Raw genomic sequence first — 13160 nt, forward strand, 5'->3', positions numbered from 1 at the left:
CAGTGAGTGGTGTGCGGGAGAACCTGACGTACGAGCGCTTCGGTGGCGCGATTCGCGAGCTGGCGCAGACGATCGCCGACGACGGGTACGAGCCCGACATCGTACTGTCGATCGCGCGCGGCGGTGTCTTCGTGGCCGGCGGTCTGGCGTACGCGCTGGACTGCAAGAACATCCACCTGGTGAATGTGGAGTTCTACACGGGCGTCGGTACGACCCTGGAGATGCCGGTCATGCTCGCGCCCGTACCGAACGCGATCGACTTCTCGGACAAGAAGGTGCTGATCGCCGACGACGTCGCGGACACCGGCAAGACGCTGAAGCTGGTGCACGACTTCTGCCTGGGGACGGTGGCCGAGGTCCGCAGCGCGGTGATCTATGAGAAGTCGCACTCGCTGGTGAAGTGCGAGTACGTGTGGAAGCGCACGGACGAGTGGATCAACTTCCCGTGGAGCGTCGAGCCGCCGGTGGTGCGTCGCGAGGGGCAGGTCCTCGACGCCTGACGGCGGTGGTCCGAGGACGGCAGGGGGTCGTTCGACAGTCCGGCCGGGGGCCGGAAGTGAAGCGCACCGGGCGGTGACGGCCCGGTGCGCTTCTTGTTGTTTAGAGAGGGGCATGTGAATTCGGGCCAATCCCGTTCCGGCTGTTCCACCTGTCACTACCTACGAGTAGAAACCGGCGGAGACAGCAGACCGGAGGGGAGGCCCAAGGGTGCGTGCGAGAACGGGGCGGCTGATGGCCGCCGCAGCGGCGTTGGCGGTGGGGTTCGGCGGAGCGGGCGTGGTCGCGGGGGTGGGTGCCGGTACGGCGGCGGCCGTCCCGGCCGGCCCGGCGGCCGCCAAGCCGCTGCCTCCCGAGCTGGAGAAGATCCGGGCGGCCGAGGCCGTCAAGCTGTACGGGGACGCGGCCGAGCGGCCGGTCGGTCAGCGGAAGACCTCCTTGATCTCGCTGGGCGACAGCGAGATAGCGGGGGAGGGCGTCGGTACGTACGAGCCGGGGACGAACGGGCCGGACAACTGGTGCCACCGCTCGCCCGAGGCCGCCATCCACCGCACCGGGATACCGGCGGAGGTGACGTACAACGTCGCGTGCTCCGGCGCGGCCACCGGCAACATCAACATCGGCGGGACCAAGCAGTACGCCGACGAGCTGGTGCAGAGCGACAACCTGGCGATCAAGGCCCGCAACACCCGGCTGAAGATGGTGCTGCTGGTGGCGGGGGCCAACGACGACCTGCAGTTCGGGCCGGTGATGACGGACTGCGTCACCCGCTGGTTCACCCTGCAGGGGCCCTGTGAGCCCAAGTACCAGCCGGGGTGGCAGGGGCGCGTCGACGCGCTGGTGCCCAAGGTCGAGCAGAGCGTCCGTGACCTGCGGACCGTGATGCGCGACGCGGGGTACGCGGACGGCGACTACAAGCTGGTCGTGATGGGCTACCCGAGCCCCATCGGACCGGACGTGGAGGACAACCCGAACTTCCCGGGCAAGCTGCCGGGCGGGTGCACGGGCTACACCTCCGACTCGGCCTGGGGCCGCGACACCGCCGTACCGGCCTTCGAGAAGGGCATGCGGAAGGTCGCGGCGGACACCGGGGCGACGTACCTCGACAACTCGCGGCTCTTCCACGGGCACGAGGTGTGCATGGAGGACACCTGGGCCCGCGGGCTGTACGTGGACCTCGCCAATCCGTTCCCGCCGAACGCCAACTCCGTACGCCAGTCCTTCCACCCGAACGCGCGCGGCCACGGCGCCTTCGCCTCCTGCCTGACGCAGCTGTACGCGGGGGACCGGCGCGAGGCGTCCTGTGCCGACCCGGCGAGCACGGGGCAGCCGAAGCTGTACCCGCTGGCCTGGGACGACGCGTACAAGCCGCTGAAGAACGCCGGCACCGGCAGCTGTGTGGACGCCAAGGGCGCGAGCAGCAGTAACGGTACGGCGGTCGTGGGCTGGGACTGCAACGGGCAGCGGAACCAGCTCTGGTGGCAGGACGCGGAGCGCCGCTCCGTGCACGTGGGGCTGACGCAGGACCGGTGCCTGGACGTGCCGGGCGCGAAGTACGAGGCCGGGACCGGGCTGGTCCTGTGGAACTGCTCGGGCGCGGCCAACCAGCAGTTCACGAAGGACGCCGCGAGCGGGTCGGTCCGGCCGGCGGCCGCGCCGGGGCTGTGCCTGACGCTGGGCGCGGCCAAGGACGCGGTGCGGTTGCAGAAGTGCGACGGGTCGGCGGCGCAGCGGTTCGCGTAGCGGACGGGCGCCGGCGGGGGCCGGATGGCTCCCGTACGCGGAAGGCCCCGCTCCGAGTGGAGCGGGGCCTTCCGCCGTGGCGGATGTACGGGGTGACAGGGCTAGAGCGTGCCCAGCTTGACCAGGGCCAGCAGCGCGACCAGCTGGATCGCGGAGGCGCCGAGCGCCTTGAACCACGGCAGGTCGTGCGACTTGCTCACCATCGAGGTGAACAGCGCGCCCGCGGCCAGCCAGGTGGCCCAGCCCACCACCTGTACCAGGGGGCTGTCGCCGCCCAGGAACATCGCGAAGAGCAGCCGCGGCGCGTCCGTGATCGACATGATCAGCATGGACAGGCCGACGGTCGGCTGCCAGGCGCCGTCGCCGCCGAGCTGGCGGGCGAGGGTGTGGGTGACCGCGCCCAGGATCAGACCGCCGATGACGAACATCACGGCGGTGATCAGCACCCACGGGATGCTGTTGGAGAGCGTGGCGTTCAGCACGTCCTCGCGGGCCTTGTCGAAGCCGAAGACCGCGAGCAGGCCGTAGACGAACGTGACGACGAGGGCCGGGCCCCACACCGCGTGGTCGCGCATCTGCCAGAACGTCGGTCCCGGCCGGGCGACGATGCCGGTCAGCAACGGCTTCCAGGGCAGGCGGGGGCCGGGCGGCGGGGCCGTGGTCTGGCCCGCGCGGTAGGTGCCGCCGTCGCCGTACCCGTCGTCGCCGTACTGGCCGCCGTCGTATCCGCCGTTGTCGTACCGGCCGTTGGCGGGGCCGCCGGGCGGGCCGTACGCGTCCGGGGCCTCGCCGACGCTGAACTGCTGCGTGTGACCCGGGCTGTTGTCGTTGGCGTACGGGGCGTACGACTGCTGCTGCGGCTGGTAGCCGCCGTCACCGAAGTACTCGGGCTCGCCGTGCCCGCCGCCCTGCTGACCGCCGCCGTGCTGCTGGCTGCCGTACGGCTGCGGCGGCCGGTGCGGCTGCTGCTGCCACTGCTGCCCGTGCGGCGACGGGGGCTGCTGCCCGTACGACTGTCCCTGCTGTCCGTACGGAGCCTGCTGCCCCTGCTGTCCCTGCTGCGCGGACCGGGCATCCCGTCCGCGACCCATCCTGAATCCAGCCACGTCATCGAACGTACCTGGTCTGTGGGACCCAGAGGCCGAGCCTGGGGGAAGGGGGCCGCTTTGCTGCCGACCTGTGACATCCCCTAGGGGGATCGGGGCGGCTTCCCGAGGGGATGCGGGGGGTGCGGGGGATATGGGTGATGCGGGGGGCGTGCCTGACGGTGGTGTTCCGGCATGTACCGCGATGCCACCGGTGTCGCTCCACGGCCCATGAGGCATCGGATCTTCGTAGTCCGACGCCCCACGGGCGGGAGGGGTCCGGCAGCGGTTACGGGGGGATACCGGCCGGTACCCAGGGCCCGCCGGTGAATGCCGCCGTCGGCACTCACGGGCGGACAGACATATCGGCGTTGCCGACGTGGCCCTGGCTCCCTGACCGTAGCGACCCGGGCACGTTCGCATGATCCATTCTGCGCAGCCGGTATCCGGAACGCGCGGCGCGTTCCTCAGGGCGTGTGCAGCGTCTGCGAGGGCGTCTCCCCGAACCGCTCCCGGTAGCTGCGCGCGAACCGCCCGAGGTGCACGAAGCCCCACCGGTACGCCACCTCGCCCACGCTCAGGTCACCGGGCCCCGCCCGGCGCAGCTCGTCCCGGACCCGGCTCAGCCGTACGTCACGCAGGTAGGCCATCGGCGACATGCCGACGTGCCGGCGGAAGCCCTCCTGGAGCCAGCGCACACTGACGCGCGCCACAGCGGCCAGCTCCGCGGTGTCGAAGGGGTGCTCGGGGCGGCCCTGGATGGCGTCCACCGCGCGTTTGACGGGCGCCGGCCGGTACGTCGGTGCCGCGGACGCCGACGGCCGGGTGAGTTCCTCGCGGTGCGGGTGCTCGGCGGCCAGCAACAGCCCGCTCAGCAACGCCTCTTGGAGCGGGACCGAGACCAGCGGCTGGTGCAGCAGCCCGTCCGTCGCCTGGATGTCCCGTACGGCCGTCCGCAGCAGCCGCGTCCAACTGAGGCCCGCGCCCCGGGTGACGTCGAAACCGGAAGCGAAGCGCACCGGCGTACGGACGGATCTGCCGAGCAACTGCTCCAGGTGCCGTTCCAGGTCCGCCGCACCGATCTTCACCGTCAGCATCCGGCACCCGGCGTCCCACCGGTCGATGGTGGTGGCGCCGTCCGGCCGGAACAGCCCGGCCCGTTCCGGCGTGCTGGTCTCCGCCACCCGCGCCCCCTGCCGCCATTGGATGCGCCCGGTCAGCGGCACGTCCACGTGGTACGAGCCCAGCTCGCCGAACCGCATCCGCAGGTCCATGCCGAAGCCGACCTCGCCGGCGGTGATCGCGCCCAGCCGGATGAGGTCGAAGTGCGCGCCCACGTCGGCCCCGGGGCCCAACCGGTCTATGTGGTTGGCGTAGAACGCCTCCCGGATCACCCAGCGTGCCTCCTCCAGGTCCGCCGTCCGCAGCGACAGCACAGAGGGTGACGAAGGGGACGCGACCCCCGGCTCCGCAGACATCCTCAGCAAGACCTTTCCCCCCGGGACGCCCGGGAAGACAGAACCGTCCGTCCGGCCCCGGCCGCCGCAACCACGCACTCGGGAAAAGAATATGTGCACGCTCCAGTGGGTCGGCCGCGGATATCCGGATACGCCTCGACGGCCCGAGGGTTGGGGCGCGCGGCCGAGCGCGTACACCGGGGCATGCGCCGACGTGCGGAACGCGGAGGCCGCCCGTGCCACCCGTTCGTGAACGCGGTGGTGGAGAAGGAGTGTTCGGGGGTTGGGGTGGGTCTGGTGGGGGCGCCGTGGTGGATGGCGCAGCGCGTGCGTCCGGTTGCGCAACGGCTGGGCCGGACGGGGCGGCACGGGGCGGGACGGGACCGGTCAGGACGCTTTCGCGGCGCCGCCCGTCACCCGCTCGTACAGGGCCCGCGCCTGCTGGTCGAAGAGGACGGCCGTCGACTCGTCGTCCGTGTCGCCGCCGCTCAGCACGCCTATCAGGCGCCCGGGGCGGCGGGCGTCGCGGTAGTCGGCGAGCCAGGGGCCGCCGCTGGTGCCCTCGTAGAAGCCGCCGCACGTCATCCGGGCCATGTACGGCTGGTCGTCGTCGCGCCGGGTGTCGGTGGTGCAGGTGATCGGGCGGTTGCCGGGGTTGCGGTTCTCGTAGGGGTAGCCGACGACGGTGACGTGCCGGTTCGGCCCTGAGGACCAGTCGGGGGTGGCGGCGCCGACGACCTCCTGGATATTGCGGCCCCGCGCGTCCGGCTCGACGGTCAGGAAGGCGTAGTCGCCGCGGTCGTCGTCGCTGCTCTCCCAGGTGTCGGGTAGGTGGATGCCGCTGACCTTCCACTTCCCGTACGGGGCCGAACCCTCGCCCGCGCCGGAGAAACGTGGCGCGAACTCCACGTCCCCGGTGAGCGGACCGGGCTCGTATCCGTCGGCCTCGTCCTCCGGCGTGAAGTCGACGCAGTGGGCGGCGGTGGCGATCAGGTTGCCCTTCGGGCTGTCGACGACGCTCGCGGTGCAGTGGTGCTCGCCGTCGGCGATCAGGACCCCGACGAAGGGGACCCCCTCGAAGTGCCGCGCGGACGGCTGCGCGGCGTCCGCCGCCTGCGAAGGGCCGCCGCACCCGGTGAGCGCGACGAGCGCGGTGAGTGTGACGGCGGTGGCGAGGGCGGCGGAGGCGGATCTCATGTACGGGACGGTACGTGGCAGGCGGGTCGGAGGCAGGAACGGGGCAGAGGGATGCGACGGTTCGGGCACGTCGGGACGGTGGCGGGGCGTCGCTACGCGCCCGCCCCGTCGAAACGGCGCCGACGCGTCGCTACGCCCCCGTACGTCGCTACGCCCGCGTAACGGCCGACGGCCGGCCCCGCGCGATGCGGGGCCGGCCGTCGGCACGGAGGGCAGGACGGGTCACCTCACGGGCTACTTCACCGGCTCCGGCTCCGGCGCGTCCGCGGCGGCCTCTTCGCCCGCCGGGTCGACCGGGGTCTTGACGGAGTCCAGCAGCAGCTGGGCCACGTCGACGACCTGGATGGACTCCTTCGCCTTGCCGTCGTTCTTCTTGCCGTTGACCGAGTCGGTCAGCATGACCAGGCAGAACGGGCAGGCGGTGGAGACGATGTCCGGGTTCAGGGAGAGTGCCTCGTCGACGCGCTCGTTGTTGATGCGCTTGCCGATCCGCTCCTCCATCCACATGCGCGCGCCGCCGGCGCCGCAGCAGAAGCCGCGCTCCTTGTGGCGGTGCATCTCCTCGTTCCGCAGGCCCGGCACCTTGGCGATGATCTCGCGCGGCGGTGTGTAGACCTTGTTGTGGCGGCCCAGGTAGCAGGGGTCGTGGTACGTGATCAGGCCCTCGACCGGGGTGACGGGGACCAGCTTGCCCTCGTCGATCAGGTGCTGGAGCAGCTGGGTGTGGTGGATGACCTCGAACTCGCCGCCCAGCTGGGGGTACTCGTTCGCGATCGTGTTGAAGCAGTGCGGGCAGGTGGCGACGATCTTCTTCGCCGACTTCGGCTTCTTCGTCGCCGGGTCCTCGTCGTCCTCGCCGAAGGCCGCGTTGAGCGAGGCGACGTTCTCCGCGCCCAGCTGCTGGAACAGGAACTCGTTGCCGAGCCGGCGCGGCGAGTCACCGGTGCACTTCTCGTCGCCTCCCATGATCGCGAACTTCACGCCCGCGATGTGCAGCAGCTCGGCGAACGCCTTGGTGGTCTTCTTCGCGCGGTCCTCCAGGGCGCCCGCGCAGCCGACCCAGTACAGGTACTCGACCTCGGTGAGGTCCTCGACGTCCTTGCCGACGACCGGGACCTCGAAGTCGACCTCCTTGGTCCACGCCAGGCGCTGCTTCTTGGCCAGGCCCCAGGGGTTGCCCTTCTTCTCCAGGTTCTTGAGCATCGTGCCGGCCTCGCTGGGGAAGCTGGACTCGATCATCACCTGGTAGCGGCGCATGTCGACGATGTGGTCGACGTGCTCGATGTCGACCGGGCACTGCTCGACGCAGGCGCCGCAGGTGGTGCACGACCACAGGACGTCGGGGTCGATGACGCCGTTCTCTTCGAGGGTGCCGATCAGCGGGCGCTCGGCCTCGGCCATCGCCGCCGCGGGGACGTCCTTGAGCTGGGCCGCGGTCGCCTTCTCGGCGCCCTCCTCGTCCTTGCCGCCGCCGGCGAGCAGGTACGGGGCCTTGGCGTGCGTGTGGTCGCGCAGCGCCATGATCAGCAGCTTCGGCGACAGCGGCTTGCCGGTGTTCCAGGCGGGGCACTGCGACTGGCAGCGGCCGCACTCGGTGCAGGTGGAGAAGTCGAGCAGGCCCTTCCAGGAGAAGTGCTCGATCTGGGAGACGCCGAACTGGTCGTCCTCGCCCGGGTCCTCGAAGTCGATCGGCTTGCCGGCGCTGGTCATCGGCTGGAGCGCGCCGAGGGCGACGTCACCGTCGGCCTCCCGCTTGAACCAGATGTTCGGGAAGGCCAGGAAGCGGTGCCAGGCCACGCCCATGTCGGTCTTGAGGGCGACCGTGATCATCCAGATGAAGGAGGTCGCGATCTTCAGGGCGGCGAAGAAGTAGGTGAGGTTCTGGAGCGTCGGGACGTCCAGGCCCCCCAGCCACGAGACCACCGGGTACGAGATGAAGAACGAGGCCTCGTAGCCGTCCACGTGGTGCTGGGCGCCCTCCAGGGCGTGCAGCATGAAGATGCAGACGCCGACGATCAGGATGACCGCCTCGACGAAGTACGCCTGGCCGAAGCTGGAGCCGGCGAAGCGGGACTTGCGGCCCGCCTTGCCGGGCTTGCTGAGCTGCCGGATGGCGATCAGGGCCAGGATGCCGAGCACCGTCATCGTGCCGATGAACTCGACGAAGACGTTGTACGGCGCCCACTCGCCGACGACGGGGAGCAGCCAGTCCGCCTTGAAGAGCTGCCCGATGGCGTTGACGATCGTCAGCAGCAGCGAGAAGAAGCCCACCGCGACGAACCAGTGCGCGACGCCCACGACGCCCCAGCGGTTCATCCGGGTGTGGCCGAGGAACTCCTTGACCACCGTGACCGTGCGTTGCGTGGGCTCGTCGGTCCGGGTGCCGGCGGGTACGGACTGGCCGAGCCGCATCAGGCGGACGATCTGCAGGATGGCACGGCCGAACAGTGCGACGCCGACCGCGATTAGGACCAGCGACACGATGATCGCGGCGAGTTGCATGGGTGGCTCCTCGGGCCTGCGAGTGCGGGGGTTACGGGGGAAACTTGAGGGGCTGCGCGTACGCATGAGGGGTACGCGTCCGCCGGGACGACAACTACAGCGATTACTAAGCAGTAACTTTTCGGGTCTGCGCTGAGGTTACCCAGTATCCCGACCCCCATGAAGCCGCCCGGCCGGTGATCTGTGTCGCGCAGGCAACCCTTGCCGCCCGGCGGTGCGTCCCCCACAGTGGGAGTGACGGTAAGCCCGACATAAAAGTTGAGTGCGACTGACTCAGGTCAATTGACAGGTTTGCATCGGTGCTGCACCCTTGAGCCTGTTCCACTCAAGTCATGGAGGAATCGAAATGGCACGTGCGGTCGGCATCGACCTGGGCACGACGAACTCCGTCGTCAGTGTTCTCGAAGGCGGTGAGCCCACCGTCATCACCAACGCCGAGGGCGCCAGGACCACGCCGTCCGTCGTCGCCTTCGCCAAGAACGGCGAGGTGCTGGTCGGCGAGGTGGCCAAGCGCCAGGCGGTCACCAACGTCGACAGGACGATCCGTTCGGTCAAGCGCCACATGGGCACTGACTGGAAGGTCAACCTGGACGGCAAGGACTTCAACCCGCAGCAGATGAGCGCCTTCATCCTGCAGAAGCTGAAGCGCGACGCGGAGTCCTACCTCGGCGAGAAGGTCACGGACGCGGTCATCACCGTCCCGGCCTACTTCAACGACTCCGAGCGCCAGGCCACCAAGGAGGCCGGCGAGATCGCGGGCCTGAACGTCCTGCGCATCGTCAACGAGCCCACCGCCGCGGCCCTGGCCTACGGCCTGGAGAAGGACGACCAGACCATCCTGGTCTTCGACCTCGGTGGCGGCACCTTCGACGTCTCGCTGCTGGAGATCGGCGACGGCGTCGTCGAGGTCAAGGCCACCAACGGTGACAACCACCTCGGTGGTGACGACTGGGACCAGCGCGTCGTCGACTACCTGGTCAAGCAGTTCCAGAACGGCCACGGCGTCGACCTCTCCAAGGACAAGATGGCGCTCCAGCGCCTGCGCGAGGCCGCGGAGAAGGCGAAGATCGAGCTGTCGTCGTCCACCGAGACGACGATCAACCTGCCCTACATCACCGCCTCCGCCGAGGGCCCGCTGCACCTGGACGAGAAGCTCACCCGGGCGCAGTTCCAGCAGCTCACCTCGGACCTCCTGGAGCGCTGCAAGACCCCGTTCCACAACGTCATCAAGGACGCCGGCATCGAGCTGTCCGAGATCGACCACGTGGTCCTGGTCGGCGGCTCGACCCGTATGCCGGCCGTCGCCGAGCTCGTCAAGGAGCTGACCGGCGGCAAGGACGCCAACAAGGGCGTCAACCCGGACGAGGTCGTCGCCATCGGCGCGTCGCTGCAGGCCGGTGTCCTCAAGGGTGAGGTCAAGGACGTCCTCCTGCTGGACGTCACCCCGCTGTCCCTCGGTATCGAGACCAAGGGCGGCATCATGACCAAGCTCATCGAGCGGAACACGACGATCCCGACCAAGCGCTCGGAGATCTTCACCACCGCCGAGGACAACCAGCCCTCCGTGCAGATCCAGGTCTACCAGGGCGAGCGCGAGATCGCGGCGTACAACAAGAAGCTCGGCATGTTCGAGCTGACCGGTCTGCCCCCGGCCCCGCGTGGCGTGCCGCAGATCGAGGTCACCTTCGACATCGACGCGAACGGCATCATGCACGTCGCGGCGAAGGACCTCGGCACCGGCAAGGAGCAGAAGATGACCGTCACCGGCGGCTCCTCGCTGCCGAAGGACGAGGTCGACCGGATGCGCCAGGAGGCCGAGCAGTACGCGGACGAGGACCACCGCCGCCGCGAGGCCGCCGAGACCCGCAACCAGGGCGAGCAGCTCGTCTACCAGACGGAGAAGTTCCTCAAGGACAACGAGGAGAAGGTCCCCGCCGAGGTGAAGACCGAGGTCGAGACCGCCGTCGGCGAGCTGAAGGAGAAGCTCAAGGGCGAGGACACGGCCGAGATCCGCACCGCGACCGAGAAGGTCGCCGCGGTCAGCCAGAAGCTGGGCCAGGCCATGTACGCCGACGCGCAGGCCGCGGGTGGTGCCGAGGGCGCCGCCGGTGCCGCGGGCGGCCAGCAGGCCAAGGCCGAGGACGATGTCGTCGACGCCGAGATCGTCGACGACGAGAAGCCGAAGAAGGACGGTGCCGCGTGACGGAGGAGACTCCGGGCTTCGACGACAAGAAGCCCGACGTCCCCGCCGATGCCGCACAGACCCCTGATGACGCGGCGCAGGCCGAGTCCGCCGACACGGCGGGCTCGGCCCCGGCCGGGGATGCGAACCAGGACGTAGCCGTCACGGCGCAGCTGGACCAGGTGCGTACCGCGCTCAACGAGCGCACCGCGGACCTCCAGCGGCTCCAGGCGGAATACCAGAACTACCGCCGCCGGGTGGAGCGGGACCGGGTGTCGGTGAAGGAGATCGCCGCGGCGAACCTCCTGACCGAGCTGCTGCCCGTGCTCGACGACATCGGGCGGGCCCGGGAGCACGGCGAGCTGGTCGGCGGCTTCAAGTCGGTGGCCGAGTCGCTGGAGACGGTGGCCGCGAAGCTGGGCCTCCAGCAGTTCGGCAAGGAGGGCGAGCCCTTCGACCCGACGATCCACGAGGCCCTGATGCATTCGTACGCTCCGGATGTCACGGAGACCACGTGCGTCGCCATCCTCCAGCCGGGGTATCGCATCGGTGAGCGAACGATTCGCCCCGCGCGGGTCGCGGTCGCCGAGCCGCAGCCGGGCGCGCAGCCCGGCAAGGCCGCCTCGGAGGACGACGCCAAGGCTTCGGACGAGGAGAGCGGTGGCCCGGAAGAGGGCTGACGCGGCGGCGGAAGAAGCAGTACGGGAGGAGGGACGTCGGGGATGAACACCAAGGACTTCGTGGAGAAGGACTACTACAAGGTCCTCGGCGTCCCGAAGGACGCCACCGAGGCGGAGATCAAGAAGGCGTACCGCAAGCTGGCCCGGGAGTTCCACCCGGACGCCAACAAGGGGGACGCCAAGGCCGAGGAGCGCTTCAAGGAGATCTCCGAGGCCAACGACATCCTCGGTGATCCCAAGCGCCGCAAGGAGTACGACGAGGCGCGGGCGCTGTTCGGCAACGGCGGCTTCCGCGCGGGGCCCGGCGGCGCCGGAGGCGGATCGTTCAACTTCGACCTGGGCGACCTCTTCGGGGGCGGCGCCCAGGGCGGCACGGCGGGCGGCGGCTTCGGCGGCGGGCTCGGCGACGTCTTCGGCGGCCTGTTCAACCGCGGTGGCGGCGGCACGCGTACGCAGCCGCGCCGCGGCCAGGACGTCGAGTCCGAGGTGACGCTCAGCTTCTCCGAGGCGGTGGACGGGGCCACGGTCCCGCTGCGGATGTCCAGCCAGGCGCCCTGCAAGGCGTGTTCGGGCACCGGCGACAAGAACGGCACGCCGCGGGTGTGCCCGACCTGCGTCGGCACCGGGCAGGTCAGCCGCGGTGGCGGTGGCGGCTTCTCGCTCACCGACCCGTGTGTGGACTGCAAGGGCCGCGGCCTGATCGCGGAGACCCCGTGCGACGTCTGCAAGGGCAGCGGCCGGGCGACCAGCGCGCGCACGATGCAGGTGCGCATCCCGGCGGGCGTCTCCGACGGGCAGCGCATCCGGCTGCGCGGCAAGGGCGCTCCGGGCGAGCGCGGCGGCCCGAACGGCGACTTGTACGTCGTCGTGCACGTCGACGCGCACCCGGTCTTCGGCCGCAAGGGCGACAACCTGACCGTCACCGTGCCGGTCACCTTCCCGGAGGCGGCGCTGGGCGGCGAGGTGCGGGTGCCGACACTCGGCGGCCCGCCGGTGACGCTCAAACTGCCGGCCGGGACGCCCAACGGACGTACGATGCGCGTGCGCGGCAAGGGCGCGTCGCGCAAGGACGGCACCCGCGGCGACCTGTTGGTCACCGTCGAGGTGAGCGTCCCCAAGGACCTCGGCGACACCGCACGCGAGTCGTTGGAGTCCTATCGCGAGGCGACCGCGGGGGAGGACCCGCGGGCGGAGCTGTTCCAGGCCGCGAAGGGAGCATGAGACGGATGGATGGCCGGGGCGGGCGTCGGAACCCGTATCAACTGACCGAAGAGTCGCCGGTGTACGTCATTTCCGTCGCGGCTCAGCTGTCCGGTCTGCATCCGCAGACCCTGCGCCAGTACGACCGCCTGGGGCTGGTCTCGCCCGACCGTACGGCCGGGCGCGGCCGCCGCTACTCGGCCCGGGACATCGAACTGCTCAGGGAAGTCCAGCGGTTGTCGCAGGACGAGGGCATCAACCTGGCCGGCATCAAGCGCATCATCGAGCTGGAGAACCAGGTCGCGGCCCTGCGCCAGCGGGTCGCCGAGCTCCAGCACGCGGTCGAGGGCGCGGCCGCCGCCATCCAGCAGCGGGAGGCCGCCGTGCACGCCTCGTACCGGCGGGACCTGGTGCCTTACCAGGACGTGCAGCAGACCAGTGCGCTGGTCGTGTGGCGTCCGGGGAAGAAACGGTCCGACTAGCGGATCGTCGTGAGTCGCGGGCCGTGGGGGGGGGGGGGGGGGCCCCCCCCCCCCCCCCCCCCCGCGGGGGCGCCCCCCCGGGCCCCCCCCCCCCCCCCCCCCCCCCCCCCCCCCCCCCCCCCCCCCCCCCCCCC

At 70.5% G+C, this 13160-nt stretch carries 10 protein-coding genes; 6 read left to right on the top strand and 4 right to left on the bottom strand.

The genetic code is table 11. The features are described 5' to 3' along the window. The first annotated feature begins 2 nt into the window (after positions 1-2). Entirely contained in the window at positions 3-500 is a 498-nt protein-coding gene (locus tag ACH4K4_RS06770) for a phosphoribosyltransferase (RefSeq protein ID WP_030017816.1), read from the top strand. Positions 501-732: 232 nt separating this feature from the next. Further along, on the top strand, positions 733-2241 hold the full coding sequence (locus ACH4K4_RS06775; RefSeq protein ID WP_398165422.1) for a ricin-type beta-trefoil lectin domain protein: 1509 nt from the start codon (positions 733-735) through the stop codon (positions 2239-2241). 101 nt (positions 2242-2342) lie between these two features. Here the strand turns inward: ACH4K4_RS06775 and ACH4K4_RS06780 are convergent, their stop codons facing one another. The 4 genes from ACH4K4_RS06780 to ACH4K4_RS06795 form a co-directional block, all read right to left on the bottom strand. Further along, positions 2343-3332 carry a Yip1 family protein gene (locus tag ACH4K4_RS06780; protein ID WP_398165424.1) on the bottom strand — a complete coding sequence of 330 codons (990 nt, stop codon included), beginning with the start codon at positions 3330-3332 and terminating at the stop codon, positions 2343-2345. A 461-nt stretch (positions 3333-3793) separates the two neighbouring features. Next, entirely contained in the window at positions 3794-4804 is a 1011-nt protein-coding gene (locus tag ACH4K4_RS06785; RefSeq protein ID WP_398165283.1) for an AraC family transcriptional regulator, read from the bottom strand. Positions 4805-5170: 366 nt separating this feature from the next. Further along, complete coding sequence (locus tag ACH4K4_RS06790) at positions 5171-5980, bottom strand: trypsin-like serine protease (RefSeq protein ID WP_398165284.1); 810 nt, start codon at positions 5978-5980, stop codon at positions 5171-5173. A 234-nt stretch (positions 5981-6214) separates the two neighbouring features. Next, entirely contained in the window at positions 6215-8482 is a 2268-nt protein-coding gene (locus tag ACH4K4_RS06795) for a (Fe-S)-binding protein (RefSeq protein WP_398165285.1), read from the bottom strand. Positions 8483-8828: 346 nt separating this feature from the next. Here ACH4K4_RS06795 and dnaK point away from each other — a divergent pair, with 346 nt between their 5' ends. From dnaK to ACH4K4_RS06815, 4 genes are read left to right on the top strand one after another with little or no spacing between them, the layout of a single operon-like run. Further along, positions 8829-10685, top strand: a complete 1857-nt coding sequence (gene dnaK / locus ACH4K4_RS06800) for a molecular chaperone DnaK (RefSeq protein ID WP_398165286.1) — start codon at positions 8829-8831, stop codon at positions 10683-10685. After that, a complete protein-coding gene (grpE, locus tag ACH4K4_RS06805; protein ID WP_360138550.1) occupies positions 10682-11344 on the top strand; it encodes a nucleotide exchange factor GrpE in 663 nt (220 codons plus the stop codon). Before dnaK ends, grpE begins: the two co-directional genes overlap by 4 nt. 42 nt (positions 11345-11386) lie before the next feature. After that, on the top strand, positions 11387-12565 hold the full coding sequence (gene dnaJ, locus ACH4K4_RS06810) for a molecular chaperone DnaJ (protein WP_360138547.1): 1179 nt from the start codon (positions 11387-11389) through the stop codon (positions 12563-12565). 5 nt (positions 12566-12570) lie between these two features. Then, complete coding sequence (locus ACH4K4_RS06815) at positions 12571-13026, top strand: heat shock protein transcriptional repressor HspR (RefSeq protein ID WP_398165425.1); 456 nt, start codon at positions 12571-12573, stop codon at positions 13024-13026. The last annotated feature ends 134 nt before the right edge of the window (positions 13027-13160 follow it).

The organism is Streptomyces sp. NPDC017529 (assembly GCF_044329785.1).
Classification (GTDB): domain Bacteria; phylum Actinomycetota; class Actinomycetes; order Streptomycetales; family Streptomycetaceae; genus Streptomyces.